Raw genomic sequence first — 24,498 nt, forward strand, 5'->3', positions numbered from 1 at the left:
GTCTTCAATCGTCGCTGGTGTGCACTTTGCGGTGCAGGATGGCCTGGAACTCGTCGGCGAAGGTGTAGTAACGGCCGATGAGCATTTCCGAGCGAGCGGCGAAACGGTTGTAGGCGATGACAGCGGGGATGGCCGCGAACAGGCCGATGGCGGTGGCGATCAGCGCTTCGGCGATACCCGGTGCTACGGTGGCGAGAGTGGCCTGCTGCACGGTGGCCAGGCCACGGAAGGAGTTCATGATGCCCCAGACGGTGCCGAACAGGCCGATGTACGGGCTGGTGGAACCAACGGTGGCGAGGAACGGCAGGCTGGTTTCCAGCTTCTCTTCCTCACGGGAAATGGCGACGCGCATGGCGCGAGAGACGCCTTCCATCACTGCATCCGGGTCAACGCCGGCCTGCTGGCGCAGACGGGAGAATTCCTTGAAGCCGGCGCGGAAGATCTGCTCGACCCCCGAATCCGGATCGGGGTTGCTGCCCGCCTGACGATAGAGCTTGGACAGGTCGATACCCGACCAGAAGCGCTCCTCGAAGGTTTCCAGGGCCTTCTTCGCCGAGCGCATCATGTTGCTGCGCTGGAAAATCATGATCCAGGAAGTGACCGATGCGGCCACCAGGGTCAGCATCACCAGCTGTACCACGACGCTGGCGTTACTGATCAAGCTCCACATGGAAGTATGGTCGACGACGTTCGGTTCCACGTTAATCTCCTGCTGAAAGGGTGTCCGGACTGCCGGCAAATGCCGCACGCAACACATCTGGGATAGCGCGGGGTTTCAGGTTGTCCGCCCGCACGCACGCCACCAGGAATCGCCCCTCGCAGAGCAAGGTCGAATCCGACGCCCGTCGAACCTGTTGACGAAACTTCAGGCTCGCACGGTTCAACTCCTCCACTTCGGCGCTGACGAGCAGCTCGTCGTCCAGGCGGGCCGGCGCGTGATAGCGCGCCTCGGCCGAATGAACGACGAAAAGCAGGTTCTCCCCCGCCAGCTGCGACTGGGCAAAGCCCAGGTCACGCAGCCGCTCGGTACGAGCCCGCTCCATGAACTTGAGGTAGTTGACGTAGTAGACGATGCCGCCGGCATCGGTGTCCTCGTAATAGACCCGATACCGCTGCTGGAACGGCTGACCCCCGTGTTGCGCGCGCATACTCTAAAACCAAGTCCTGGCTTTGCCAATCGGCAATCGCCTACAAATGCAATTAATTACCATCTTCAGGGGCGAACAGATCCGGTGTCGCCGCCTCCCCCATCCGCTTCGGCACGTTCAAGCCGAAATGCAGGTAAGCATGCCGGGTCACTACACGCCCCCGAGGTGTGCGCATGATATAGCCTTGCTGGATCAGATAGGGCTCCAGCACATCTTCAATCGTGTGTCTTTCTTCGCTGATGGCCGCGGCGAGGTTATCGATGCCCACCGGACCACCGTCGAACTTGTCGATCATGGTCAGCAACAGGCGGCGATCCTGGTGATCGAAGCCTCTTTCATCCACGTCCAGCAGGTTCAGCGCCTTGTCGGCGATGTCGCGGCTGATATGACCGGTGCCACGCACCTCGGCAAAGTCCCGCACCCGGCGCAGCAGGCGGTTGGCGATCCGCGGCGTACCCCGCGCGCGCCGGGCGATTTCATAAGCCCCCGCCGGCTCGATCTCCAGCCCCAGGATGCCCGCCGAACGGGCAACGATGCTGGACAGGTCGTCCACACCGTAGAACTCAAGACGCTGCACGATACCGAAGCGGTCACGCAGCGGATTGGTCAGCATGCCGGCGCGCGTCGTCGCGCCAACCAGGGTGAAGGGTGGCAGGTCGAGCTTGATGGAGCGCGCCGCCGGCCCTTCACCGATCATGATGTCCAGCTGGAAATCTTCCATGGCTGGATACAGCACTTCTTCGACGATGGGCGACAGGCGATGGATCTCGTCCACGAACAGCACGTCGTTCGGTTCGAGATTGGTCAATATTGCCGCCAGGTCGCCGGGCCGTTCGAGCACCGGGCCGGAGGTGCTCTTGATCGAGACACCCATCTCCTGGGCGATGATGTTTGCCAGAGTGGTCTTGCCCAGGCCGGGCGGGCCAAAGATCAGCGTGTGATCGAGGGCTTCCTGGCGCCCGCGGGCCGCCTGGATGAACAGCTCCATCTGCTCGCGCACCACCGGCTGACCGACGTAGTCCGCCAGCTTGAGCGGGCGGATGGCGCGGTCGAACTGCTCTTCGCGGTCGCGACTGGAGGCTGAGGAAATCAGGCGATCGGCTTCGATCATCAATATCTACCTAGACCATACCCTTGAGGGAACGGCGGATGAGTTCTTCGCTGGACAAGCCTTCCTCCTGCACGGCGGCCACGGCGCGGCTCGCCTCCTGGGGTTTGAAGCCCAGGGCGATCAGCGCACTGACCGCATCGGACTCGGCGCTTGAGACTGCGCCAACCAGCCTGGGTTCCACCACCAACGGTGCGATGGAGGGAATATTCTCCCACGCCTTGAAGCGATCCTTCAGCTCAACAAGCAAGCGCTCTGCGGTTTTCTTGCCAACGCCCGGGATCTTCACCAGGGTGGAAGTATCCTGCGCCTGCACACAACGCACCAGCTCATCCACTTCCAGCCCCGACATCAATGCCAGTGCCAGCTTCGGCCCTACGCCATTGAGACGGATCAGCTCGCGGAACAGCTCACGCTCGCGCTTCTCGGCGAAGCCGTAGAGCAGATGAGCATCCTCGCGCACCACCAGATGGGTGTGCAGGGTTACCGGCTCACCCAGGCTCGGCAAACGGTACAGCGTGGTCATCGGTACTTCCAGCTCATAGCCCACGCCATTCACGTCGACGATGAGGTGCGGCGGCTGCTTTTCCGCCAGGGTGCCACGCAAGCGTCCAATCACGAGTCAGAGTCCTTGAAGAAAGTTTGTCCGGATATCACAGGCGCAGGCGCCCGCCACGACGACGAGCCCCGACCAGGCCATGCGGCACCAGGCTCTGCCGGGTGTGTGCGTGGCACAGGGCGATGGCCAAGGCGTCGGAGGCATCGATCTGCGGTTTCTGCACCAGCTTGAGCAGGTGCATGACCATCATCTGGACTTGCTGCTTGTCCGCGCCACCAGTGCCGGCAATAGCCTGCTTGACCTGGCTGGCGGTGTACTCGGCGATCTGCAACCCCTCTTCCGCCGCCGCGACTATCGCCGCGCCGCGCGCCTGCCCCAGCTTCAACGCCGAGTCGGCATTGCGCGCCATGAACACCTGCTCGATGCCCATCATGGTCGGCCGGTAGGTCTGGATGACCTCGCGCACACCACGGAAGACGATCTGCAGGCGCTCGAACAGCTCGCCATTACCGGTGCGGATGCAGCCCGAAGCCACGTATTCGCAACCACGGCCGGTGTCACGCACCACGCCGAAGCCGGTAATCCGTGAACCTGGGTCGATGCCGAGAATCAGGGTCATGTCCGTCCGATCAACCTTCTGCCACGCGCACTTCAAATAACAAAAACCGGAAGCGGGAGGCGCCGCTTACGACCACTCCCGCTTCCGGCTTCAGAGCATCGCCGGTGGGTGGGATCAGCCCAGCTGAGCCATCACCTCGTCCGGGATATCCGCATTGGAGTAGACGTTCTGCACGTCGTCCAGGTCTTCGAGCATGTCGATCAGCTTGATGACCTTCTGCGCGGTGTCCAGGTCCAGGGTCGCCACGGTCGACGGGATCATGGTGATCTCCGCATCCTCGCCCTTGAAGCCCGCTTCGGTCAGCGCTTCGTTGACCGAGATGAAATCGGCGAAGGTGGTGAAGACGTCGATGGAACCGTCGTCGTTGACCACTACATCGTCGGCGCCAGCTTCCAGCGCGGCATCCATCAGGGCCTCTTCGTTCACGCCCGGCGCATAGCTGATCTGCCCCTTGCGCTCGAACATGTAGGCCACCGAGCCATCGGTACCCAGGTTACCGCCGCACTTGCTGAAGGCATGGCGCACTTCGGCCGCGGTGCGGTTGCGGTTGTCGGTCATGGCTTCGACGATGATCGCCACGCCGCTGGGCGCGTAGCCTTCGTAGGTCAGCTCGGCCATGTTGTCCGCTTCGCTGGAGCCCACGCCGCGCTGGATGGCGCGGTCGATGGTGTCGCGGGTCATGTTGGCGGTCAGCGCCTTGTCCACGGCTAGGCGCAGACGCGGGTTGTCCGCCGGGATCCCGCCGCCCTGCTTGGCAGCGACCGTCAGCTCACGAATGAGCTTGGTGAAGATCTTGCCCTTCTTGGCGTCCTGACGTTCCTTGCGGTGCTTGATGTTGGCCCATTTGGAATGACCAGCCATAACTCACTCCGTATCACTTGTTTTCTTCGCAGCCGGCGCCCGAATGCGGGCGCCGCTGCAATCTGAATCGACTTACTCGGCGGCCTTCTGCTGCTCGCGCAGGCGGATGTGCAGCTCGCGCAGCGCCTTGCCGTCCACGGTGCCCGGAGCCTGGGTCATGACGTCGCCGGCGCTCTGGGTTTTCGGGAAGGCGATGACTTCGCGGATCGACGCCGCGCCGGTCATCAGCATCACCAGACGGTCCAGGCCGAAGGCCAGGCCACCGTGCGGCGGTGCGCCGTACTTCAGGGCGTCCAGCAGGAAGCCGAACTTCTCTTCCTGCTCCGCGTCGTCGATGCCCAGCACGCGGAATACCGCCTGCTGCATGGACTTGTCGTGGATACGGATGGAACCGCCGCCCAGCTCGGTGCCGTTGAGCACCATGTCGTAGGCACGGGACAGCTGGTTGGCCGGATTGGCTTCCAGCTCTTCCGGGCTGCACTTGGGCGCGGTGAACGGGTGGTGCAGGGAGGTCAGGCTGCCATCGTCGTTCTCTTCGAACATCGGGAAGTCCACGACCCACATCGGCGCCCACTCCTTGGTGAGCAGGTTGAGGTCATGGCCGACCTTGATGCGCAGCGCGCCCAGGGCGTCGCAGACGATCTTGGCCTTATCGGCGCCGAAGAACACGATGTCGCCATCGACCGCACCGACGCGATCGAGGATCTCGTTCAGGTTCGGCTCGGCGATGTTCTTCACGATCGGCGACTGCAGGCCTTCCACGCCCTTGGCGCGCTCGTTGACCTTGATGTAGGCCAGGCCCTTGGCGCCGTAGATGCCGACGAACTTGGTGTAGTCGTCGATCTGCTTGCGCGGCATGCTCGCACCGCCGGGAACGCGCAGGGCGGCAACGCGGCCCTTCGGATCGTTGGCCGGGCCGGAGAAGACCTTGAACTCGACATCCTTCAGCTGATCGGCCACGTCGACCAGTTCCAGCGGAATACGCAGGTCAGGCTTGTCCGAACCGTAGCGGCGCATGGCCTCTTCGAACGGCATGTGCGGGAATTCGTCGAACTCGACGTTCAGCACTTCCTTGAACAGCTGGCGCACCATCTTCTCTGTGATCTCGATGATGTCGCTTTCTTCGAGGAAGCTGGTCTCGATGTCGATCTGGGTGAACTCCGGCTGGCGGTCGGCACGCAGGTCTTCGTCGCGGAAGCACTTGGCGATCTGGTAGTAACGGTCGAAGCCGGCCACCATCAGCAGCTGCTTGAACAGCTGCGGCGACTGCGGCAGGGCGAAGAAGTGGCCCGGGTAGGTGCGGCTCGGCACCAGGTAGTCACGCGCACCTTCCGGAGTCGGACGACCGAGGATCGGGGTTTCCACGTCGAGGAAGCCGTTGTCATCCAGGTAACGACGGATGCTGCTGGTGATGCGCGCACGCAGCTTCAGCTTGGCGGCCATTTCTGGGCGGCGCAGGTCGATGAAGCGGTAGCGCAGGCGGGTTTCTTCACCTACGTCGGAGTATTCGTCCAACGGGAACGGCGGGGTTTCGGCCTGGTTCAGCACTTCCAGCTCGTGACCCAGCACTTCGATGGCGCCGGAAGCCATGTTCGAGTTGCGAGCACCTTCAGGACGCAGACGCACCTTGCCGGTGATCTTCACCACGTACTCGCTGCGCACACGGTCAGCCTTGGCGAAGGTCTCGACGCGATCCGGGTCGAATACGACCTGGGCCAGGCCCTCGCGATCACGCACGTCGAGGAAGATCACCCCGCCGTGGTCGCGGCGACGGTGTACCCAACCGCAAAGAGTGACTACCTGGCCGTCCAGGCTCTCGTTCAACTGGCCGCAATAGTGGCTGCGCATCATGGTGTGTTTCGCTTCTCGAAAGTCTTGAATTCTAGGGAACCGCTCATTCGCTGGCGGAGCAGCCGCCACCACCGCAACCGGTGGCCGGACAGGCCGCTGGGGCATCGCCGGAGGCCAGGTTCTTCTTCGCTCCGGTCTTGAAGTCGGTTTCGTACCAACCGCTGCCGCCCAGACGGAAGCCTGGAGCCGACAACATCTTCTTCAATTCGGGAGCCTTGCAGGCCGGACAATCGACCAACGGCGCATCGCTGATCTTCTGCAGCGATTCCAGCTGATGCGCGCAGGACTGGCACTGGTACTCGTAAATCGGCATGGAACACCTTGGCTGTATCGACGCCACGGGTCCGCATCCCGCGGCAAAGAGGCCGATTATAGCCTGAAAAATCCGCAGGTTGCAGCCGGGTGGCAGCGACCGGAATGGCGGTACAAGCGCGCAATCTTTTAATAGAAATCCTCAATCGATTATCTTGATATAGACCAAGAGCTTCGCACCATCCTCAGTGGTAGCCTCAATTTCAACCCTTTGAATCGCCATGCCAACGATGAGGAGATCGCCATGGAAATCAACATCGGAATCGCCGAACAGGACCGCGCCGCCATCGCCGAGGGCCTTTCCCGACTACTGGCCGACACTTACACCCTCTATCTGAAAACCCACAACTTCCACTGGAACGTCACCGGACCGATGTTCAATACGCTGCACCTGATGTTCGAAGGGCAGTACACCGAACTGGCGCTGGCCGTGGACAGCATCGCCGAACGCATCCGCGCTCTCGGCTTCCCGGCGCCGGGCACCTATGCCGCATACGCTCGCCTGTCGTCCATCAAGGAGGAGGAAGGCGTGCCGGACGCCAAGGCGATGATTCGCCTGCTGGTGCAAGGCCAGGAAGCAGTGGTGCGCACCGCCCGGAGCATCTTCCCGCTGGCAGACAAGGTTGCCGACGAACCCACCGCGGATCTGCTGACCCAGCGCATGCAGGTGCACGAAAAGACCGCCTGGATGCTTCGCAGCCTGCTCGACGACTGATCCCTCCTTATATAAGGAAGCCCACTGGCGAGTGGGCTTCCCCCTACGAATGGCCTAAGCGGTTGATTTGTGAAGGCAAGTGGTTTGCTGTTAAATAACCGCCGTGCATTTCCTGCATAGGCCGTCCAGCACGCTTTCATTTATTCATTCGGCGTCGCATCGGCGGACGGCTACTTCTTCGTTACCCGCTCAAGGTGAATCCGTAGCCATGCTTAAGATCGTCCATCTCGTGACGGGCGTCGCCGCACTCCTGCTGTCTTTCGTCCCCAGTTTGCGTAGTGATGCCCTGCCTTACCTGCAACAGAGCGATGCCATCTACCTGGCACTGCTCGGCCTGACCAGCCTCCTGCTCGCCCCGAGCACCAACCTGAAGCATCCGTCTGCCCTGCAGAGCCTGGCCACCGCCCTGTTTGTCCTGGCCGTTGTCCTGCAAGTGCTGATTCTGCTCGCACCACTGCCTTTCATCGGCGAACAGCCCGCGATCGTGCTGCCGCTACTGAGCCTCGCTGGCGCAGTCGTTCTGCAATGGCTGGCCGGCCGCGGCAAGCCCTACGTCACTGCGACGAGCGATACTTTCGTCGACGAGAATCGCGAGACTGGCACCGTGAAGTGGTTCAATACCTCCAAGGGATTCGGATTCATTTCCCGCGACTCGGGAGAAGACATCTTCGTCCACTTCCGAGCCATTCGTGGAGAAGGCCACCGCATCCTGATCGAGGGCCAGCGGGTTGAGTTCTCCGTGGTGCAACGCGACAAGGGGCTGCAGGCGGAAGACGTCATCGCCGCACTGCCCAACCGGCGCTGATATATCTACCCCATGAAAAAGCCCGCCAATTGGCGGGCTTTTTCATGCTCCGACACTCAATAGTGCGGAGGCGGAGCATCATCGTCGGCAACACCGACCTGCCCCTGCAGGTCCTCAAGGCGCTTGAGCAACGCCTGCATCTGCATACGCAGACGCTCGATCACTCGCTCCTGCTCGTAGACCACATCGCTCAAGGTCTGCAGCGCGTCATCCTGGAAAGCCAGCCGGCTCTCCAGGTCCGCAACCCGATTTTCCAGATCCATCACCTACTCCTGGCTGAAACGAAAACCATCGCCCAGCGCCATGCGCAGCTTCTCGCGAACCCGGCCCAGCTGTTCTTCATTGTAGGGAACCGCCGGATGCTTTCCCCAGACCGGACCGGGCCAAGCCGCATCGTCGATCTTTCGCACGATCACGTGCACGTGCAACTGGCTGACGACATTCCCCAGGTTGGCCACATTCATCTTGTCGGCGTCGAAGGTGTCCTTGAGGATTTCGGCCAATTGCGTGGCCTCGTGCCACAACTGCCGCTGGTCATCAGCGTCGAGCTGGAAAATTTCACTGACATCCTCGCGACGCGGCACCAGGATGAACCAGGGGTACTGCGAATCGTTCATCAACAACAAACTGCTCAGGGGAAAATCCCCCACTAATACGCAGTCCTGCTGGAGACGGGAATCGAGTGCGAACATATGACCTCTCCTGTTCGACGAGCTTGTTTTAGCCTAGCCCCACGACGGAGCCGAAGGGCGCGAAGAATACTAGAGAGGCACAAGAAGGCATACGCCTGACGAGCGCCCCTTGGCAGCGCAGCCGCGCCACGGTGTCGCCCCAGGATGGGGCATGACGCGAATTGGCATATCCCGACAGCAGGTGCGTGCAGTAATTCGCACGCCAATCGCCGCCATCCACGCTGAAAAATCGATTAAACAGCAGAAAATGCGAGATGCCAGAAAACGACATTGGCGCGCGTCCATGTTGCAAATCCTCAACAGAAGCCGTGAAATGCGTCGACACGTCGAAAGACGGACACTGTGAACGGCACTCCGAAGCGTTTGTGCACGGATGTTGCTAGAGACGAGGACATCGCTCCGACGGCCACCATCTCAAGAAGTGGGCGCGACAGCGGCGGAATAATGAAGTGGTCCATGGAAGTACAGAACCACACCGACTGACGCAACAATGCAGCAAACAGGGGAACCTCTTTTTGCAACATCGGAACTGCGTGAATGCGACATACGTCATGCAGGTTTGCGACAGTCCCGTAAAGTTTTTGCGTGATTATTTGGCCAACTATCGCCAACTGAACACGCGTGCTATAAGTTAGCGCCGACAAAAAGAATGAGCCGTCACCGCGGCACTGTGATGGCAGATAATTTCAAAACCAAAGGAGCAATCACAATGAAAGTGATGAAGTGGAGCGCCATCGCCCTGGCGGTTTCTGCAGGCACCACGCAACTGGCAATGGCCGAACCCTTCGTAGGTAATCAGGCTGAATCCAAAGGCTTTGTCGAAGACAGCAGCCTGAACTTCCTGGTTCGCAACTACTACTTCAATCGCGATCAACGCAATGGCGGCGGTAACGTTGCCGATGCATCCAAGGCCAGCGGTTACAAGAACGGCTATCGCGAAGAATGGACCCAAGGCTTCTGGGGCAACTACAGCTCGGGCTTCACCCAGGGCACCGTAGGCTTCGGCGTCGACGCATTCGGCTACCTGGGCCTGAAACTTGATTCCGGCCGCGGCCGTACCGGTACCGAAAACCTTGCCATCAGCAGCGATGGCACTCCGGAAGACTCCTTCGGCAAAGCCGGCGGCGCAGTCAAAGTTCGCGTCTCAAAGACCGAGCTGAAAGCCGGTGACATGCAACCGACCGCTCCGGTGTTCGCCGTTGGCGGCACCCGCCTGCTCCCGCAGACCGCTAGCGGCCTGGCCATCATGAGCAGCGAGATCCAAGGTCTGGACGTCGAAGGCGGCCACTACTACTCCGCTACCAGCCAGAACGCCGACGCTCGCGATGGTGAACTGTGGGCCAACTACGCTGGCGTAACCGCCAAGACTGCCGACTTCGTTGGCGGCAAGTACGCGTTCTCCGACAGCTTCAGCGCTTCCCTGTATGGCGCCAAGCTGGAAGACATCTGGAACCAGTACTACGTCAACCTGAACTACACCCTGCCGATCGCCGACGATCAGTCGCTGGGCTTCGACTTCAACTACTACCGCACCTCCGACGAAGGCAAGGCGAATGCTGGCGACATCAGCAACAACACCTTCTCGCTGGCTGCTGCGTACACCCTGAGCGCCCACACCTTCACCCTGGCCTTCCAGAAAGTGAACGGAAACACTCCGTTCGACTACATCGGCGTGGGTGACAACAACAAGGGTGGCGACTCGATCTTCCTCGCCAACTCCGTTCAGTACTCTGACTTCAACGGTCCGGGTGAAAAATCCTGGCAGGCTCGTTACGACCTGAACATGAAAGAGTACGGCGTACCTGGCCTGACCTTCATGGGCCGTTACATCAACGGTAAGGACATCGACGGCACCAAGATCGACGCCGACAGCCCGTACGCTGCCTACGGCTACGGCCCGGATGGCAAACACCACGAAACCAACCTGGAAGCCAAGTACGTTGTACAGGAAGGCGCTGCGAAGGACCTGTCCTTCCGCGTTCGTCAGTCCTGGCACCGTGGCAACACCGACCAGGCTGAAGGTGATATCGACGAGTTCCGTCTGATCGTCGACTACCCGCTGTCCGTTCTGTAATACAGAGCGAACTGCAGGTAATTAAAAAGCCCGGCTCCGGCCGGGCTTTTTTATTGCAACTTACCTACAACTTCGAACGTATCTGTTACACCGGCAATACATAGGTTCCCGTTACATGGGCGACCAACTCCTGCGGATTGCTGACCGAGTAGACAGCAACCTCGCAAACCACTTGCCGGCGTCCAAGCTTCAGTATCTTCGCCTCCGCCAACAGGTCTTCCGGCCTCGGCTTGCTGAGAAAGTTGATATTGAGATTGGAAGTAACGGCCATTTCGACGTTATCCAGCTGTGCCAGGATCACCGCGTACATCGCCGCATCCGCCAGCGCCATGATGGTCGGCCCGGATACCGTGCCGCCCGGGCGAACCATCCGACCATGAAAAGGCACCCGCACGAAGGCGCTGCGCCCTTCCAGTGCGTCGATACGCAGATCCATGTCGTCCGCCATGGGCAATCCCGCGCGGATGAACGCCTGTACCTGTGCTGCATTCAAACGACTCACGCCACTCCTCCGTCTCCGCCCGCCGCGCCCTGTACGCAGCCAGACCTGCACCGTACAATGCCCAGCCTATATTCCCCTTCGCAACCGACAAAACGGCCAAAGATGCGTACCAGTCAGTACCTGCTGTCCACCCTGAAAGAAACCCCTTCCGATGCGGTCGTGATCAGCCACCAGCTGATGCTGCGCGCCGGCATGATCCGCAAACTGGCGTCCGGCCTCTACACCTGGCTGCCAATGGGACTGCGGGTACTGCGCAAGGTGGAGACCATCGTTCGCGAAGAGATGAACGCCGCTGGCGCCCTGGAAGTGCTGATGCCGGCCATCCAGCCCGCCGAGCTGTGGCAGGAATCCGGCCGCTGGCAGCAGTACGGCCCCGAGCTGCTGCGCCTGAAGGACCGCCATGACCGCGACTTCTGCGTTGGCCCGACCCACGAAGAAGTCATCACCGATCTCGCGCGCAACGAGCTGAACAGCTACAAGCAGCTGCCGATCAACATGTATCAGATCCAGACCAAGTTCCGTGACGAGATCCGTCCGCGCTTCGGCCTGATGCGTGGCCGCGAGTTCATCATGAAGGACGCCTACTCCTTCCACGCCAGCCAGGACTCGCTGCAGGCGACCTACGACGTCATGTACGGCGCGTACAGCAAGATCTTCACCCGCCTCGGCCTGGACTTCCGCGCCGTGCAGGCCGACAACGGCTCCATCGGCGGTAGCGGCTCCCACGAATTCCACGTGCTGGCCGGCTCCGGCGAAGACGATATCGTCTTCGGCGAATCCACCGACTACGCCGCCAACATCGAGAAAGCTGAAGCCCTGCCCCGCGAAACCGCTCGTGGCACGGCCAGCGAAGAGCTGCGCCTGGTCGATACCCCCGACACCAAGACCATCGCCGCCCTGGTAGAGAAGTTCGGCCTGCCGATCGAGAAGACCATCAAGACCCTCGTCGTGCATGCCGCCGAGGAAGGCAAGCTGATCGCCCTGATCGTCCGGGGCGACCATGAGCTCAACGAGATCAAGGCCGGTAACCACCCGCTGGTGGCCAGCCCCCTGCAGATGGCCAGCGAAGCGGACATCAAGGCCGCCATCGGCGCCGCGCCCGGCTCCCTCGGCCCGCTGAACCTGCCGCTGCCCTGCATAATCGACCGCTCCGTCGCCCTGATGAGCGACTTCGCCGCCGGCGCCAACGTCGACGACAAGCACTACTTCGGCGTGAACTGGGAACGCGACCTGCCGGTACCGGAAGTCGCCGACCTGCGTAACGTCGTGGAAGGCGACCCGAGCCCGGATGGCAAAGGCACCCTGATCATCCGTCGCGGCATTGAAGTGGGCCACATCTTCCAGCTCGGCACCAAGTACAGCGAAGCCATGAAGCTTTCCGTACTGGGCGAGAGCGGCAAGCCGGTCACCCTGATCATGGGCTGCTACGGCATCGGCGTATCCCGCGTGGTCGCCGCCGCTATCGAGCAGAACTACGACGACCGCGGCATCCTCTGGCCGGCCGCCCTGGCGCCCTTCCAGATCGCCATCGTGCCGATGAAGTACGAGAACGAAGCCGTGCGCGCCGCCGCCGACAAGCTCTACGCCGACCTCACCGCGGCCGGCTTCGAAGTCCTGCTGGACGACCGCGACAAGAAGACCAGCCCCGGCGTGAAATTCGCCGACATGGAACTGATCGGCATCCCGCACCGCATCGTCGTCAGCGAGCGTGGCCTGGACGAAGGCACCCTGGAGTACAAAGGTCGCCGTGACGCCGAGTCGCAGCCCGTCGCCCTGTCCGACCTGCAAGCCTTTATCACGGCCAAGATCCGCAACTGAGCAGAGCAATGTTCACCCGAAGTACCTCCAGCCTCGTGGCTGCCGCCCTGTGCGGCAGCCTCCTGCTGAGCGGCTGCGCTAACCAGCTGCCGCAACGCAGCGAGCACGAAGAGCGCGTCGAGCGTAAGTTGCTCGACCACAGCTTGCAGATCGACGTAGGCACCCCAGGCACGCTGGAACTGCCGCAGCGCCGAATTCGCGTGCAGGAACAGAAGACCTTCGAAGTCACCGAATTCGAAGTCACCCGCCGCTACGACCGCTATACGCCGTACCAGGGCTGGCGCAAAAGCTACGAAATGCCGCTGGGCGTCGTGGCCTTCGTCGCCGGCATCGGTGCCAACGTGGTCAACGTGTTCGCCCTCGGCAACCTGCCGGAAAGCGTCACCCGCGGCTGGATCCGCTATGGCATCGACGGCATGAACCCGTTCATGAACGTCCAGTCCAACGGCCGCGCCGAGCAGAACCTGGCAGCGATCGACGAACGCCAGCGCGACAAGCGCACCGAGTACTCCAGCCTGCCCTGGTCGGAGCGCCCGGTGACTGTCACCGCCGGCAAGAACTCCCAGGAACTGCTCACTGACCGCCATGGCGTGCTGCGTCTGAATCTACTGGAAGGCCCTTTCAGTGATGACGAAGTCAGCCGTATCGGCCGTCTGCAGTTCAGCGTCCAGGACCCGTCCGACGACACTCGCGCCGACGCCAGCCTCTTGGTCAGCCGCTCCCTGCGCGGCAAGCTGCAGGAAGCCCACGCGTTGATCTATGACGACCTCGAAGGCGACGATGTGCACCACTGGGTGCATCGGGTGAAGCGCCTCTCCGACCTCGGCCTGGAAGAGGAAGCCAGCGAACTGGAGCAGAGCCTGATCGAGCTGACCCGCAACGATCCGGAGCTGCAGAAGGAGTTTCTCCACAGCCTGATGACCGACGCCGGTCGCCTGGCAGCGGACCCCGGCGCCAGCAATTGACGCTCAGCGGCGAACGATGAAGCCGGTGATGCCCTGGGGCGTCATCGGCTGCAGTTCAACCGCCGCAACCTTCGCCTTCACCGGACCGCGAGCCAGCCACTTCTCCAGCTCGCGCACCGCATCTTCCTCGCCCTCGATCAGCAGCTCCACCCGACCGTCGTCGAGATTGCGCACCCAGCCGTCGATCTCCAGGCGATCCGCCTGCTCCTGGGTGCTCTGTCGATAAAAGACGCCCTGCACCTTGCCGCTGACGTAGCCGTGCAGACAGATTCTGGCCATTCAGTGTTTCTCCTCCCGTAGCGCAGTCAGGCGCGCCTGCAAGCCGGCGGCGGTCTGTTCGCCCAGCAGTTGCTCGCGCATCTTGCCGTCAGGATCGACGATATAGGTGACAGGCAGCGCTTCGCTGCGCGGCAGGCTGTAGCGCGGCGCCGGATCATCGGCCAGCACGGTGTATTCCACACCCAGCGCTTGGGAGGCCTTTGCCAGGTCGGCATCGCGCAGGCCATCGAAGTTCACGCCAACCACCCGAAAGCGCTGCACTTCCCCGGTTTTGGCAAGCTGGTTCAGCTCCGGGATTTCCTTGCGACACGGCGCGCACCACTCGGCCCAGTAATTAATAACTAGCCACTGGCCATCCATGCTCGCAGCGGGTACTTTCCGTCCATGCTGATCGGTGCCATAGTCCGCCGAGCAGCCGGCCAGGATCAGGCCGGCCATCAAGCCCATTACAATACGGAGCCGCACTCCCATGCCTTCAGTCCTCGTGTATGCGGGGTGGTCATGATGCTCGATGCCTTGCGCCTGGAGGTGCCGGACATTCTCGAAGAGGATGCCGAGGCAATGAGCAACCTGGCGGCCGGGCTCCTGGAATCGCGTCGCCAACCGCTGCAGGAAGGATTGCAGAAGGCTCTCGGCACGCTGTTCCGCCTCAACCGATGCGCGCTGACCTTACTGGAAAGGCAGCGCGCCCTGCAAAGCCTGAGCGAAGAATATCGTCATTACGAACGACTGATCCGTCTGGAGAAGGTGCCGCCGGCGCTCTTCGTTCACTTCTGCGGCGAGCTGGCGGCCGGCTTCAAGCGCCTGCTCCTGCAGATCCTGCATGGACACAAGCCATCGCGACCGCACATGGCCTGGTGCCTGTACATGGCCCAGCATTTTCTCGCCCAGGCGCTGCTGCGCCATTACCAGCAGTATCAGCAGCCGCCCGGAAGCCTGTGGCGCGACAGCCATCTGCTCTATTGGATCGGCGAACACCAGGAGTGCCTCGACGAACCAGTGGCCGCGGCTTTCGATCCCGTTCCCGCGGGCACCCTGCGCGGGCTATACCAGCAGGTACTCCTGCTGGCGCTGAGCAATCCGTTTCATCTCACCGAAGGCGAAGCACCGCAATTGTTCAGTGCGCTAGCTCCCTTGGCGGCGCTCGGCCGGCTATTGCCCTGGGACGATGAAGAACAGGATGGCTTCGTGGTTGACCTCGGCTCGGACCAACCCTGCCTGGCCGTCGAGCAGGCCAGCAACGCGCCGTCCGAACAACTGCGTCGCCTGGAACTGGGCGCCCTGCTCATCGCCCTGCACGATCCCGCGCCCTTGCGCCGGCTGGACCAGGGCGTGCTGCTGGAGCGCGTTCGCCATCACTGGCTCGGCCATCAGCCTCGGCGCCATGAGCGCGCCGAACAGAGCGGCAGTTGCCGCGTGGTCGTCGGCTTGCCCGCCATCCAGCGCCACCTGCTCGACAGCAGCGCCCAACCCTGCCTCGATGCCGCCTTGATGGATGCCAGCGCTGGCGGGGCGCGAATTCTCTGCCCTGGCCAACAGGCAGGCAGTTTCCCCGTCGGCCAACTATTGCTCATCCCGAGTAATGGCGGCACCCCGACCCTTGCCGTGGTGCGCTGGCGGCATCTCAACAGCGATGGCCTTCATCTGGGACTTCGCTATCTCAAGGGCCTACCCCGACCCGTATGGCTCCGCCGCGCGCCGGACGCACAGCGTCACCCCGGCGTACTGCAAAGCACGCCCGAGCCCGGCAATGGCTGGTATCACGGCCTGTGGGTCGCCCACGGCCAGTTCGTCGAAGGCGAAAATCTCTGGCTGCAACTGGCCAGTTTCGACAATCAGACGATCCTGCCGCTACCCGCCGCCAATCTCAGTACCCCACTGGTGGCGCGCCATCCCTTGCGCCTCGCCTGATTAGCAAATTTGGGAGAGGAGTCACAGGCAAGATCGGCAATAGGCCCGGATTGCTCTGAGGGAGCGCCCGTATAATTCGAACGTTCGTTCTGACTTTCGGGACGAATCTCGCACGCTAATCAGATCACCGCCTTCAGAACGCGGCAGGCGCCACGTACGCCGCCCTTCATCGACAGGACAGCCAGATGCAGCCCACAGACCAGCTCGTCAGTAAGGTTCCCAGCCATATTGTCGCCAGCGCACGGCCGGCCAATGCGGCCAATGGAGGACGTCTCGCCGACTACAACGTGGCGGTCTGGCTGCACTTGCCGGGGGTAGCGGAGTTACCGGTGACGCTGCTCGTCAGTTATCGCGACGGTGAACGCACGCGGGAAGTCGTCATTGATCACGGCACGGTGAATGGCCAGAGTCGCATCCTGCTGTCGGGCATCGCGCGGCTACCGTTCAGCCAGCGGATCGAGGATGCGCAGATCAAGGTGCGCTCAGCGATCGCGCTGTCGCGCGTCATCGCTGAAGAGGTATTCATGCAGGCGGTGGAACAGCAACCCAGCAGCGCCCGGCCGCTGGTGACCAGCCTTTGAGGGATCAGCCCAGCTGACGTACCGGGGCCGCAGCGTCAGCTTGCGCAGTAGCAACGGGCTCCGCCAGTTCCTGCGCCGCGGAGGGCAGCAGTGACTCGGGCCAGCTGCTGAATTGCAGACCAGTGATTCTATTCAACCGCTCCAGAGCACTCATCGGGTCACGCTGATGCAGGTGTACTACGTTGTTCTGGTCTTTTTTCATGGAATGCACTGGCCTTGAGGGGAACTTCTGGAGGACATCTATGTCCTGTTTCCCCTGTAGCCAGAAGCATGCCAATTTTGAAATGCCGCAGAATTACACGTCCGAGAATTCTGTCGAAACTTCCCAAGCATCAGAAACGCCGCAAACTGACGTTTTGTGTCACTCGGAATGTGACGGCTTCAACCATTTGGCCAGGCTGTCGCCGAACAGCGCCTCCCGATCCGACTGATAGCGCTCCAGTGTGGCCCGCAGTTCCGCATACCAGGGCTCGTCGAGTGTCGCCGGCAGCGACTCCAGGCAGGGCAGCGGCCACGGGCAACGATTGAGCAGGTGGTGAAGGCTGTAGCTGCCAAGATCACGACACAGCACCCAGGCAGCGTTGGCCGCACCCGCACGGCAAACCAGTTGCTCGCTTTCGAGGAAATCCAGCACCTCTTCCCACTCATCTTCCGGCAGCAGCCAGCCCGCGCGATGCAGATGCGACAGCCTGGTCGGCAAACCGTGTCGCTGCCGATCGAAGAACACCCGCAGAACGCCCAGGACCACCAGCAGGCGAGGCATCGCGCGGTGCCGCCACAGCCGCGTCGACGACAGGTTGCACACCAGCTCCGCGCCAAACAGCACGATCAGCCAGGACAGCCAGATCCACAGGAGGAACAGCGGCACCGTGGCGAAGGCGCCGTAGATAAGCTTGTAGCCGGGGAAGAAGCTGACATAGAGCCCGAACAGCGATTTCGCCGCCTCGAACAGGATTGCCGTGAACACCCCGCCTGCCAGTGCGTGCAGGACCGGCACGCGGGCATTGGGCACTGCCGCATAGATCAGGGTGAAAGCCGCCACGCTGAAAAGCAGCGGCATGAACTTCAGCAACATCGCCGCGCCCGGGAGCGCGTGCGGGCCGGACAGCAGTGACAGCGACGTGATGTAGGTCGACACGGCGAACCCCGTCCCCAGCAGCAGCGGCCCGAGACTGAGGATCGCCCAGTACAGCAGGAAGCGCGCAACACCCCGCCGCGGCTGGCGGACCCGCCAGATCGCATTGAACGCCTTCTCGATGGTCACCAGCATGGTGAACGCGGTGACGGCCAGAAAAGCCACCCCCAGCCAGGTCAGGTGACGTGCCTGGGTCGTGAAGTTGCGCAGGTAGGCCTCCACCGCCTCGCCGGTGGATGGCACGAAATTGCGGAACACGAACAGCTGGATGCGCTCCCCCATCCCCTCGAAGGCCGGCACGGCCGAGAGCATGGCGAAGGTCACGGTCATCATCGGGACGACCGCGAACAGCGTGGTGTAGGTCAGGGCCGCCGCGCTGTTGGGCGCCTTGTCGGCCAGGAAGCGCTGGACCAGATAGCGGCCGAATTCGACCAGGCCCTGCAAGCGTTCGTGCATGAATTGTCCTTTGGCTGCACTGAAAAACCGTCCTCATGGATCCCGGCGAACGACAGCGGTTCAGTCCAGTCCGAGGAGGCGGTTAGAATAGCCGCCACTTCATCGGCCTTGCGAGTCCCGGCACATGAGCCAGATTTCAATTTTCCACAATCCGCGCTGCTCGAAATCCCGCAGCGCCCTCGAACTACTCGAAGAGCGGGGAATCCAGCCGCAGATCGTGCGTTACCTGGAAACCCCGCCCAGCGCTGCCGAACTCAAGGCACTGCTCGGTAAGCTCGGTATCGGCGCGCGCCAGTTGCTGCGCACCGGCGAGGACGAATACAAGACCCTCGACCTGGCCAATCCCGCGCTGGGCGACGAGCAATTGATCGAGGCGATGGTCAAGCATCCCAAGCTGATCGAGCGTCCCATCGTCATCGTGGGTGACAAGGCGGTGGTCGGTCGGCCGCCGGAGAAGGTACTGGAGATCCTGCCTTGAGCGCGCCCTACATCCTGGTGCTCTACTACAGCCGCCACGGCGCCACCGCCGAGATGGCCCGGCAGATCGCCCGCGGCGTCGAGCAGGGCGGCCTGGAAGCGCGCCTGCGCACCGTGCCGGCGGTCTCCACCGAGTGCGAAGCCGTCGCCCCGGACATCCCGGCCGAAGGCGCGCTCTACGCCACCCTGGACGACCTGAAGGACTGCGCCGGCCTCGTCCTGGGCAGCCCGACGCGCTTCGGCAACATGGCCGCCCCCCTCAAGTATTTCCTCGACGGCACCAGCAGCCTGTGGCTGACCGGCGGTCTGGTGGGCAAGCCCGCCGCCGTCTTCACCTCCACCGCCAGCTTGCATGGCGGCCAGGAGACCACCCAGCTGTCCATGCTGCTGCCACTGCTGCACCACGGCATGATCGTCACCGGCATCCCCTACAGCGAACCCGCGCTGCTCGAGACTCGCGGCGGCGGCACGCCCTATGGCGCCAGCCACTTCGCCGGTGCGGATGGCAAGCGCAGCCTGGACGAGCACGAAATCACCCTGTGCCGCGCGCTCGGAAAGCGCCTGGCCGACGTCGCCCGCAAACTGGAGAGTTGAATGGCCCGCAAGAACAAACCGCTGCCGCCCATGGAATGGCTGAAACCCCGGCTGTCCGCGAGCCGCGCGGTCGCCCTCGGCAGCTTCATCGGGCTGATCCTGCTCATCGTCATCTGGGACCTGCTGTTCGCTGACGCTCACGGTGCCGCGCATTGGGTGCCCTGGGCAGTCCTGGCGTTCAAGCTGCTGCCGCTGCTGGTGGTAGCGCCTGGTATCCTGCTCGGCAGCGCCCGCGGCCATGCCTGGGCGTGCTACGTGATCAACCTGTACTTCATCCTCGGCGTGCTCAACGCCTTCGATCCCAACCACGCCATCTTCGGCTGGGCGGAGATCATCCTCAGCGTGTCGCTGTTCTGCTCGGCACTGATGTACACGCGCTGGCGCTTCCAGTACGACCGCAAGCTGGCCGGCGAAGGCCAGGAACCGCAGCAAGAAGCGACGAACGCCTGATCGGGAAATCGAGGAAACCTGGGCTTACCAGCCCATGGTTTCCTTGAGGAAGGGAATGGTCAGCTTGCGCTGCGCCTGCAGCGAGGCCTTGTCCAGCTCGTCCAGCAGGTCGAAGAGGAACTGCATGCTGCGCGCGCCGCGGGTGAGGATGAAGCGCCCCACTTCGTCGGTCAGGTGCAGGCCACGGCGTGAGGCGCGTAGTTGCAGGGCGCGGAGCTTCTCGTCGTCGGTCAGCGGGTGCAGCTGGAAGATCAGCGAGAGCGTCAGGCGGGATTTCAAGTCCGGCAACTTCACCGGCAGTTCGCGCGGCGATACCGAGGCAGAGAGCAGCAGCTTGCGACCGGAATCGCGCAGGCGGTTGAACAGGTGGAACAGCCCTTCTTCCCACTCGCGCTTGCCGGCCAGGGCGTCGAGGTCGTCCAGACAGACCAGCTCGCGCTGTTCGAGGTTGTCGAAGATTTCCGGGCCGTAGGGCACAAGGTCGGCCATCGGCAGGTAGACGGAAGGTTCGCCGAGCTGTTCGGAGCGGATGCAAGCCGCCTGCAGCAGGTGGCTGCGGCCCACGCCTTCGGCGCCCCAGAGATAGATCAGGCTCTCCGTCCAACCCGCTTCGGGCTCGCACAGACGCTCGACATAGCCCAGCGCCGCGGCATTGGCACCGGGGTAGTAGTTGGCGAACGTTGCGTCATCACGCAGTCGTACGCTTAGGGGAAGCTGCATAGGAGTCATGCGGGCCGAGCGTTTCTTCAATCGCTTGTGGTGAGCCTGGGTGACTGAAAGTTTATCCAAATCAGAAGGATAACGCAGCTACCCAGTGCGGATCAGAGCGCTCGCGCGCCAGGGATGGGACTTTGCCCGCCCCTGACGCGCCAATTACCAGTGGAAACGCAGGGTATTCTGGGTCGGCACGGCAGGATTGGGCACCGGTTGGCCATTGGCGTCGACCGCCGGCTGCGCGGGCTCGGCCGGGGCCTCCTGGAGACGCGCCAGCGCCAATTGTGCACGCAGCTGCTCGGGGCTGGCGGTCACACGGTAGAGCAGGTTGCTACCTTGCACTTCAACCAATTTGGCACCCATGGGTTCGAGCAGGCGCGATACTTCGGCGTAGCGGGCCAGGTCGGCGCCTTCGATCTGCAGGACTTGGGCCGACGCCGCTCCGGAGGAACCGACGAAACGCTGCGACAGGCGCTGGGAAACGCCCAGCATCACTGCATCGGCCAGCGCGTCCGGCGTATCGCCCTGGGCCTGGCCCTGTTCGCGGCTATCGCCCATCCAGACACGCCAGGTGGCGGTCCATTTGCCGTCGGCTTCCTTGGCGTCCACCGCCAGCAGCGCATCGGCGCCGTAGCGCTCGGAGGCGGCTTTCAGCGCGTCAGGCTGGGCGGCATTGAGATTCTCGGCGGTGCCGACCTGCTGTTCGCCGAGGTCGGCCATCGGCAGGCGCAGCGGCAGGCCACGGCGCTGGGCGGCGCGGTTCAGCGGTGCCGAGGCCTCCTGGCTGTCACCCACGAGACTGCTGCCATTGGCGCTTTCATTCAGCCACCAGGCCAGCACGCTCGGGCGGCTGGCCCCCCACACCGGGAGGCCGGCCTGGCGCAGGGCGTTGTCGGTGGCGGTGGGATCGAAGTCCACCACCAGGGCCATGGGCGGACCGTTCTCGAAGCCGTACTGGCTGATCAGTTGCTGCGGGTCCTTGAAGTAGCCGGCCAGCGCCGGGCTTTGCAGGCCACGGCTGTCGCCGGTCAGGCGCTGCACCAGGGTCTGCAGCGCACGGGTCAGGCCGGCGTTGCGCTCGTCCGGTTGCTGGGAAGCGACCGGTTCGTGCACCTGGTACAGGTTGCCCAGCGTTTCAGCGAAGGACGGCAGGCTGAGCAGCGACAAGCAGAGGATCAACAGGCGGGCGGTCAGGCGCATGGCGGGTTCTCGCGCAGGAAAACGAAGGCGCCGTCGACAAACGCGACGGCAAGGAAGGCCTATACCTTAAACAGCCGTCCGGCCAGCGGCAACAGCGCGAGATGGCCGCTGCCGGGCAAGCCTGATAAAATCCCGCGCCTCCCGCGCAGGCCGGGAAGCGCGAACGGCGCACCCGGCGGCAAGACGAATCATCCCTTCTATAGGCCTGGATTTATGAGCAACAAGCAACCCTCGTTGAGCTACAAGGACGCCGGTGTGGACATCGACGCCGGCGAAGCCCTGGTCGAACGCATCAAAGGCGTCGCCAAGCGCACCGCGCGTCCTGAAGTGATGGGCGGCCTGGGTGGCTTTGGCGCTCTGTGCGAAATCCCGGCCGGCTACAAGCAACCCGTGCTGGTTTCCGGCACCGACGGCGTCGGCACCAAGCTGCGCCTGGCGCTGAACCTGAACAAGCACGACAGCATCGGCCAGGACCTGGTCGCCATGTGCGTGAACGATCTGGTCGTGTGCGGCGCAGAGCCGCTGTTCTTCCTCGACTACTACGCCACCGGCAAGCTGAACGTCGACGTAGCCGCCACCGTGGTCACCGGTATCGGCGCCGGTTGCGAGCTGGCCGGCTGCTCCCTGGTCGGTGGTGAGACCGCCGAGATGCCGGGCATGTACGAAGGCGAAGACTACGACCTGGCAGGCTTCTGCGTTGGCGTGGTGGAAAAATCGGAAATCATCGACGGCTCGAAAGTGGTTGCCGGCGACGCCCTGATCGCCCTGCCCTCCTCCGGCCCGCACTCCAATGGCTACTCGCTGATCCGCAAGATCATCGAAGTCTCCGGCGCCGACATCGAATCCACCCAGCTCAACGGCAAGCCCCTGGCCGACCTGCTGATGGCACCGACCCGCATCTACGTGAAGCCGCTGCTGCAGCTGATCAAGAACACCGGCGCGGTCAAGGCCATGGCCCACATCACCGGCGGCGGCCTGCTGGACAACATCCCGCGCGTACTGCCGGACAATGCCCAGGCGGTGGTCGACGTGGCCAGCTGGCAGCGCCCGGCGGTCTTCGACTGGCTGCAGGAGAAAGGCAACGTCGACGAGACCGAGATGCACCGCGTACTGAACTGCGGCGTCGGCATGGTCATCTGCGTCGCCCAGGATCAGGTCGAGGCTTCCCTGAAGTCCCTGCGTGACGCCGGCGAGCAGCCGTGGGTCATCGGCCGCATCGACGCTTGCGCCGCCGATGCCGAGCGCGTGGTCCTGAACAACCTGAAAGGCCACTGATGTCCAAATCTTGCAATGTCGTGGTGCTGATTTCCGGCTCCGGCAGCAACCTGCAAGCCCTGATCGACAGTCTCGCCGGCGGTGATTCGCCGGCAGCGATCCGCGCGGTGATTTCCAACCGCGCGGACGCCTACGGCCTGGAGCGCGCACGCCAGGCCGGTATCGAGACCCGTTTCCTCGACCACAAGGCCTACACCGACCGCGAAAGCTTCGATGCCGCGCTGATCCAGGCCATCGATGGCTTCGACGCCGACCTGGTGCTGCTCGCCGGCTTCATGCGCATCCTCAGCGCGGACTTCGTGCGCCACTACCAGGGCCGCCTGTTGAACATCCATCCGTCCCTGCTGCCCAAGTACAAGGGATTGCACACCCACCAGCGCGCGCTGGAAGCAGGCGACGCCGAGCATGGCTGCAGTGTGCACTTCGTCACCGAGGAACTTGACGGTGGTCCTCTGGTCGTACAGGCGGCAATCCCGGTAGAGTCTGACGACACGCCGGAAACGCTGGCCCAACGAGTTCACGTGCAGGAGCATGTGATTTATCCGCTGGCCATGCGCTGGTTCGCCGAGGGCCGGGTACGGCTGGGCGAACAAGGCGCCACGCTGGATGGGGAGATGCTCCCCGCCTCCGGCTATCCGTACCGAACCTAGGAGATTCGTGATGCGTAGAGCCCTGCTGTTGCTGATGGCAGTACTGACCTTGCCGGCACAGGCTTTCGAGCTGGAGCCGTTCGAGGCCAGCTACACCGCCGACTGGAAACAGATGCCAATCAGCGGCACCGCCTCCCGCAGCCTGAAGCAAGGCGATGGCGGCCGTTGGGAACTGAATTTCAAGGCGTCCATGCTGCTCGCCAGCCTGACCGAGAACAGTACCTTCAAGGTCGAGAACGACACCTACCTGCCACTGACCTACCGCTGGGCCCGTGAAGGCCTGGGCAAGAACAAGCAGACCGAGCTCGATTTCGATTGGGCCGAGAAGCAGGTACTGGGCAGCGACCGTGGCGACCAGGTGCGCCAGCCGCTGAACAAGGGCCAACTGGACAAGTCCACCTACCAGCTCGCGCTGCAGCACGACGTCGCCGTCGGCAAGAAGAGCATGAGCTATCAAGTGATCGAGGGCACCGACGTCGATACCTACGACTTCCGTGTGCTCGGCGAGGAAAAGGTCCGCACCCAGGCCGGCCTGATCACCGCCATCAAGGTCGAGCGCGTACGCGACCCCACCAAGAGCAACCGCAAGACCATCCTCTGGTTCGCCAAGGATTGGGACTACCTCCTCGTGCGCCTGTACCAGCAGGAGTCCGACGGCAAGGAATACCAGATCATGCTCAAGGAAGGCACCGTGAACGGCAAGGCTGTTCAGGGCGAGAAAGGCTGATCCTTCTGCGCAAAGAAAAA

General features: G+C 62.8%; 30 protein-coding genes. 13 read left to right on the top strand and 17 right to left on the bottom strand.

Annotated elements, in window-relative coordinates; genetic code table 11:
• Positions 1–4: 4 nt before the first annotated feature.
• The 8 genes from tolQ to JVX91_RS26195 all read right to left on the bottom strand — a co-directional run bounded on the left by tolQ (position 5) and on the right by JVX91_RS26195 (position 6,459).
• Positions 5–700: a protein TolQ gene (gene tolQ, locus JVX91_RS26160; protein ID WP_045210353.1), complete on the bottom strand. Its 696-nt coding sequence runs from the start codon at positions 698–700 to the stop codon at positions 5–7.
• A 1-nt stretch (position 701) separates the two neighbouring features.
• Positions 702–1,148: a tol-pal system-associated acyl-CoA thioesterase gene (gene ybgC, locus JVX91_RS26165; RefSeq protein WP_192430549.1), complete on the bottom strand. Its 447-nt coding sequence runs from the start codon at positions 1,146–1,148 to the stop codon at positions 702–704.
• Between the two features lie 52 nt (positions 1,149–1,200).
• A complete protein-coding gene (ruvB, locus tag JVX91_RS26170) occupies positions 1,201–2,259 on the bottom strand; it encodes a Holliday junction branch migration DNA helicase RuvB (RefSeq protein ID WP_205340106.1) in 1,059 nt (352 codons plus the stop codon).
• Positions 2,260–2,269: 10 nt separating this feature from the next.
• Entirely contained in the window at positions 2,270–2,875 is a 606-nt protein-coding gene (ruvA, locus tag JVX91_RS26175) for a Holliday junction branch migration protein RuvA (protein WP_205336952.1), read from the bottom strand.
• A 34-nt stretch (positions 2,876–2,909) separates the two neighbouring features.
• The gene (gene ruvC, locus JVX91_RS26180) at positions 2,910–3,434 is read right to left on the bottom strand and encodes a crossover junction endodeoxyribonuclease RuvC (protein WP_205336953.1); all 525 of its coding nucleotides are present in this window, start codon (positions 3,432–3,434) and stop codon (positions 2,910–2,912) included.
• A gap of 114 nt (positions 3,435–3,548) precedes the next feature.
• A complete protein-coding gene (locus tag JVX91_RS26185) occupies positions 3,549–4,295 on the bottom strand; it encodes a YebC/PmpR family DNA-binding transcriptional regulator (RefSeq protein ID WP_205336954.1) in 747 nt (248 codons plus the stop codon).
• Between the two features lie 72 nt (positions 4,296–4,367).
• Positions 4,368–6,146 (bottom strand): aspartate--tRNA ligase, encoded by a 1,779-nt coding sequence (gene aspS / locus JVX91_RS26190; protein WP_205336955.1) that lies wholly within the window; start codon positions 6,144–6,146, stop codon positions 4,368–4,370.
• Between the two features lie 43 nt (positions 6,147–6,189).
• Positions 6,190–6,459, bottom strand: a complete 270-nt coding sequence (locus tag JVX91_RS26195) for an FmdB family zinc ribbon protein (RefSeq protein WP_015478285.1) — start codon at positions 6,457–6,459, stop codon at positions 6,190–6,192.
• Positions 6,460–6,702: 243 nt separating this feature from the next.
• Between JVX91_RS26195 and JVX91_RS26200 the strand changes: the two genes are divergently transcribed.
• Both JVX91_RS26200 and JVX91_RS29160 read left to right on the top strand, forming a co-directional pair.
• On the top strand, positions 6,703–7,173 hold the full coding sequence (locus JVX91_RS26200) for a Dps family protein (protein WP_205336956.1): 471 nt from the start codon (positions 6,703–6,705) through the stop codon (positions 7,171–7,173).
• Between the two features lie 208 nt (positions 7,174–7,381).
• Positions 7,382–7,978 carry a cold-shock protein gene (locus tag JVX91_RS29160; protein WP_205336957.1) on the top strand — a complete coding sequence of 199 codons (597 nt, stop codon included), beginning with the start codon at positions 7,382–7,384 and terminating at the stop codon, positions 7,976–7,978.
• A 56-nt stretch (positions 7,979–8,034) separates the two neighbouring features.
• On the opposite strand, the gene JVX91_RS26210 is transcribed toward JVX91_RS29160, so the two are convergent.
• Together JVX91_RS26210 and JVX91_RS26215 are read right to left on the bottom strand one after the other, a co-directional pair.
• Positions 8,035–8,241 carry a SlyX family protein gene (locus tag JVX91_RS26210; protein WP_205336958.1) on the bottom strand — a complete coding sequence of 69 codons (207 nt, stop codon included), beginning with the start codon at positions 8,239–8,241 and terminating at the stop codon, positions 8,035–8,037.
• A 3-nt stretch (positions 8,242–8,244) separates the two neighbouring features.
• On the bottom strand, positions 8,245–8,670 hold the full coding sequence (locus JVX91_RS26215; RefSeq protein WP_205336959.1) for an HIT domain-containing protein: 426 nt from the start codon (positions 8,668–8,670) through the stop codon (positions 8,245–8,247).
• Positions 8,671–9,379: 709 nt separating this feature from the next.
• Between JVX91_RS26215 and JVX91_RS26220 the strand changes: the two genes are divergently transcribed.
• Positions 9,380–10,744, top strand: a complete 1,365-nt coding sequence (locus JVX91_RS26220) for an OprD family porin (RefSeq protein ID WP_205336960.1) — start codon at positions 9,380–9,382, stop codon at positions 10,742–10,744.
• An 85-nt stretch (positions 10,745–10,829) separates the two neighbouring features.
• Here the strand turns inward: JVX91_RS26220 and JVX91_RS26225 are convergent, their stop codons facing one another.
• Positions 10,830–11,237: a PaaI family thioesterase gene (locus tag JVX91_RS26225; protein ID WP_205340107.1), complete on the bottom strand. Its 408-nt coding sequence runs from the start codon at positions 11,235–11,237 to the stop codon at positions 10,830–10,832.
• A 111-nt stretch (positions 11,238–11,348) separates the two neighbouring features.
• On the opposite strand from JVX91_RS26225, the gene JVX91_RS26230 reads away from it, so the two are divergent.
• Both JVX91_RS26230 and JVX91_RS26235 read left to right on the top strand, forming a co-directional pair.
• On the top strand, positions 11,349–13,064 hold the full coding sequence (locus JVX91_RS26230; RefSeq protein ID WP_205336961.1) for a proline--tRNA ligase: 1,716 nt from the start codon (positions 11,349–11,351) through the stop codon (positions 13,062–13,064).
• An 8-nt stretch (positions 13,065–13,072) separates the two neighbouring features.
• Positions 13,073–14,029 carry a hypothetical protein gene (locus JVX91_RS26235; protein ID WP_205336962.1) on the top strand — a complete coding sequence of 319 codons (957 nt, stop codon included), beginning with the start codon at positions 13,073–13,075 and terminating at the stop codon, positions 14,027–14,029.
• Between the two features lie 3 nt (positions 14,030–14,032).
• Here the strand turns inward: JVX91_RS26235 and JVX91_RS26240 are convergent, their stop codons facing one another.
• Together JVX91_RS26240 and JVX91_RS26245 are read right to left on the bottom strand one after the other, a co-directional pair.
• On the bottom strand, positions 14,033–14,308 hold the full coding sequence (locus JVX91_RS26240; protein WP_205336963.1) for an acylphosphatase: 276 nt from the start codon (positions 14,306–14,308) through the stop codon (positions 14,033–14,035).
• Positions 14,309–14,779, bottom strand: a complete 471-nt coding sequence (locus JVX91_RS26245; protein WP_205336964.1) for a TlpA disulfide reductase family protein — start codon at positions 14,777–14,779, stop codon at positions 14,309–14,311.
• Between the two features lie 30 nt (positions 14,780–14,809).
• Between JVX91_RS26245 and JVX91_RS26250 the strand changes: the two genes are divergently transcribed.
• Entirely contained in the window at positions 14,810–16,219 is a 1,410-nt protein-coding gene (locus tag JVX91_RS26250; RefSeq protein WP_205336965.1) for a PilZ domain-containing protein, read from the top strand.
• 185 nt (positions 16,220–16,404) lie between these two features.
• Positions 16,405–16,800: a hypothetical protein gene (locus JVX91_RS26255; RefSeq protein ID WP_205336966.1), complete on the top strand. Its 396-nt coding sequence runs from the start codon at positions 16,405–16,407 to the stop codon at positions 16,798–16,800.
• Between the two features lie 4 nt (positions 16,801–16,804).
• Here the strand turns inward: JVX91_RS26255 and JVX91_RS29065 are convergent, their stop codons facing one another.
• Together JVX91_RS29065 and JVX91_RS26260 are read right to left on the bottom strand one after the other, a co-directional pair.
• Entirely contained in the window at positions 16,805–17,002 is a 198-nt protein-coding gene (locus JVX91_RS29065) for a hypothetical protein (RefSeq protein WP_240201667.1), read from the bottom strand.
• Positions 17,003–17,161: 159 nt separating this feature from the next.
• Entirely contained in the window at positions 17,162–18,391 is a 1,230-nt protein-coding gene (locus tag JVX91_RS26260) for a YihY family inner membrane protein (RefSeq protein WP_205336967.1), read from the bottom strand.
• 124 nt (positions 18,392–18,515) lie between these two features.
• Here JVX91_RS26260 and arsC point away from each other — a divergent pair, with 124 nt between their 5' ends.
• Genes arsC through JVX91_RS26275 form a run of 3 tightly spaced genes read left to right on the top strand, consistent with a single transcriptional unit; the run spans position 18,516 to position 19,912 of the window.
• The gene (gene arsC / locus JVX91_RS26265) at positions 18,516–18,869 is read left to right on the top strand and encodes an arsenate reductase (glutaredoxin) (protein ID WP_205336968.1); all 354 of its coding nucleotides are present in this window, start codon (positions 18,516–18,518) and stop codon (positions 18,867–18,869) included.
• Positions 18,866–19,462: an NAD(P)H:quinone oxidoreductase gene (wrbA, locus tag JVX91_RS26270; RefSeq protein WP_205336969.1), complete on the top strand. Its 597-nt coding sequence runs from the start codon at positions 18,866–18,868 to the stop codon at positions 19,460–19,462. Before arsC ends, wrbA begins: the two co-directional genes overlap by 4 nt.
• Positions 19,463–19,912, top strand: a complete 450-nt coding sequence (locus JVX91_RS26275) for a DUF2069 domain-containing protein (RefSeq protein WP_205336970.1) — start codon at positions 19,463–19,465, stop codon at positions 19,910–19,912.
• A 24-nt stretch (positions 19,913–19,936) separates the two neighbouring features.
• Here JVX91_RS26275 and hda read toward each other — a convergent pair whose 3' ends face one another.
• Positions 19,937–20,641, bottom strand: coding sequence for a DnaA regulatory inactivator Hda (hda, locus tag JVX91_RS26280; RefSeq protein WP_152221526.1), 705 nt, complete (start codon positions 20,639–20,641; stop codon positions 19,937–19,939).
• Between the two features lie 144 nt (positions 20,642–20,785).
• On the bottom strand, positions 20,786–21,826 hold the full coding sequence (locus JVX91_RS26285) for a DUF2066 domain-containing protein (protein WP_205336971.1): 1,041 nt from the start codon (positions 21,824–21,826) through the stop codon (positions 20,786–20,788).
• A gap of 213 nt (positions 21,827–22,039) precedes the next feature.
• On the opposite strand from JVX91_RS26285, the gene purM reads away from it, so the two are divergent.
• The 3 genes from purM to JVX91_RS26300 are packed head-to-tail and all read left to right on the top strand — an operon-like array spanning position 22,040 to position 24,478.
• Positions 22,040–23,101, top strand: coding sequence for a phosphoribosylformylglycinamidine cyclo-ligase (gene purM, locus JVX91_RS26290; RefSeq protein ID WP_205336972.1), 1,062 nt, complete (start codon positions 22,040–22,042; stop codon positions 23,099–23,101).
• Positions 23,101–23,751: a phosphoribosylglycinamide formyltransferase gene (gene purN / locus JVX91_RS26295; protein WP_205336973.1), complete on the top strand. Its 651-nt coding sequence runs from the start codon at positions 23,101–23,103 to the stop codon at positions 23,749–23,751. Before purM ends, purN begins: the two co-directional genes overlap by 1 nt.
• A gap of 10 nt (positions 23,752–23,761) precedes the next feature.
• The gene (locus JVX91_RS26300; RefSeq protein WP_205336974.1) at positions 23,762–24,478 is read left to right on the top strand and encodes a DUF3108 domain-containing protein; all 717 of its coding nucleotides are present in this window, start codon (positions 23,762–23,764) and stop codon (positions 24,476–24,478) included.
• Positions 24,479–24,498: the final 20 nt, after the last annotated feature.

It is taken from the genome of Pseudomonas sp. PDNC002, assembly GCF_016919445.1.
In the GTDB taxonomy this organism is placed as follows: Bacteria; Pseudomonadota; Gammaproteobacteria; order Pseudomonadales; family Pseudomonadaceae; genus Pseudomonas.

What these genes read in the sequence shown, in the direction of transcription:
- ruvB (WP_205340106.1), bottom strand. Translation starts at nt 2,259, where the DNA reads ATGATCGAAGCCGATCGCCTGATTTCCTCAGCCTCCAGTCGCGACCGC.
- JVX91_RS26185 (WP_205336954.1), bottom strand. Translation starts at nt 4,295, where the DNA reads ATGGCTGGTCATTCCAAATGGGCCAACATCAAGCACCGCAAGGAACGT.
- purM (WP_205336972.1), top strand. Translation starts at nt 22,040, where the DNA reads ATGAGCAACAAGCAACCCTCGTTGAGCTACAAGGACGCCGGTGTGGAC.
- JVX91_RS26275 (WP_205336970.1), top strand. Translation starts at nt 19,463, where the DNA reads ATGGCCCGCAAGAACAAACCGCTGCCGCCCATGGAATGGCTGAAACCC.
- JVX91_RS26250 (WP_205336965.1), top strand. Translation starts at nt 14,810, where the DNA reads ATGATGCTCGATGCCTTGCGCCTGGAGGTGCCGGACATTCTCGAAGAG.
- JVX91_RS29065 (WP_240201667.1), bottom strand. Translation starts at nt 17,002, where the DNA reads ATGAAAAAAGACCAGAACAACGTAGTACACCTGCATCAGCGTGACCCG.
- ybgC (WP_192430549.1), bottom strand. Translation starts at nt 1,148, where the DNA reads ATGCGCGCGCAACACGGGGGTCAGCCGTTCCAGCAGCGGTATCGGGTC.
- JVX91_RS26215 (WP_205336959.1), bottom strand. Translation starts at nt 8,670, where the DNA reads ATGTTCGCACTCGATTCCCGTCTCCAGCAGGACTGCGTATTAGTGGGG.
- JVX91_RS26210 (WP_205336958.1), bottom strand. Translation starts at nt 8,241, where the DNA reads ATGGATCTGGAAAATCGGGTTGCGGACCTGGAGAGCCGGCTGGCTTTC.
- purN (WP_205336973.1), top strand. Translation starts at nt 23,101, where the DNA reads ATGTCCAAATCTTGCAATGTCGTGGTGCTGATTTCCGGCTCCGGCAGC.
- JVX91_RS26240 (WP_205336963.1), bottom strand. Translation starts at nt 14,308, where the DNA reads ATGGCCAGAATCTGTCTGCACGGCTACGTCAGCGGCAAGGTGCAGGGC.
- hda (WP_152221526.1), bottom strand. Translation starts at nt 20,641, where the DNA reads ATGACTCCTATGCAGCTTCCCCTAAGCGTACGACTGCGTGATGACGCA.
- JVX91_RS26235 (WP_205336962.1), top strand. Translation starts at nt 13,073, where the DNA reads ATGTTCACCCGAAGTACCTCCAGCCTCGTGGCTGCCGCCCTGTGCGGC.
- JVX91_RS26200 (WP_205336956.1), top strand. Translation starts at nt 6,703, where the DNA reads ATGGAAATCAACATCGGAATCGCCGAACAGGACCGCGCCGCCATCGCC.
- aspS (WP_205336955.1), bottom strand. Translation starts at nt 6,146, where the DNA reads ATGATGCGCAGCCACTATTGCGGCCAGTTGAACGAGAGCCTGGACGGC.
- JVX91_RS26230 (WP_205336961.1), top strand. Translation starts at nt 11,349, where the DNA reads ATGCGTACCAGTCAGTACCTGCTGTCCACCCTGAAAGAAACCCCTTCC.
- JVX91_RS26255 (WP_205336966.1), top strand. Translation starts at nt 16,405, where the DNA reads ATGCAGCCCACAGACCAGCTCGTCAGTAAGGTTCCCAGCCATATTGTC.
- JVX91_RS26260 (WP_205336967.1), bottom strand. Translation starts at nt 18,391, where the DNA reads ATGCACGAACGCTTGCAGGGCCTGGTCGAATTCGGCCGCTATCTGGTC.
- JVX91_RS26195 (WP_015478285.1), bottom strand. Translation starts at nt 6,459, where the DNA reads ATGCCGATTTACGAGTACCAGTGCCAGTCCTGCGCGCATCAGCTGGAA.
- JVX91_RS26245 (WP_205336964.1), bottom strand. Translation starts at nt 14,779, where the DNA reads ATGGGAGTGCGGCTCCGTATTGTAATGGGCTTGATGGCCGGCCTGATC.
- arsC (WP_205336968.1), top strand. Translation starts at nt 18,516, where the DNA reads ATGAGCCAGATTTCAATTTTCCACAATCCGCGCTGCTCGAAATCCCGC.
- JVX91_RS29160 (WP_205336957.1), top strand. Translation starts at nt 7,382, where the DNA reads ATGCTTAAGATCGTCCATCTCGTGACGGGCGTCGCCGCACTCCTGCTG.
- JVX91_RS26300 (WP_205336974.1), top strand. Translation starts at nt 23,762, where the DNA reads ATGCGTAGAGCCCTGCTGTTGCTGATGGCAGTACTGACCTTGCCGGCA.
- JVX91_RS26220 (WP_205336960.1), top strand. Translation starts at nt 9,380, where the DNA reads ATGAAAGTGATGAAGTGGAGCGCCATCGCCCTGGCGGTTTCTGCAGGC.
- JVX91_RS26285 (WP_205336971.1), bottom strand. Translation starts at nt 21,826, where the DNA reads ATGCGCCTGACCGCCCGCCTGTTGATCCTCTGCTTGTCGCTGCTCAGC.
- ruvC (WP_205336953.1), bottom strand. Translation starts at nt 3,434, where the DNA reads ATGACCCTGATTCTCGGCATCGACCCAGGTTCACGGATTACCGGCTTC.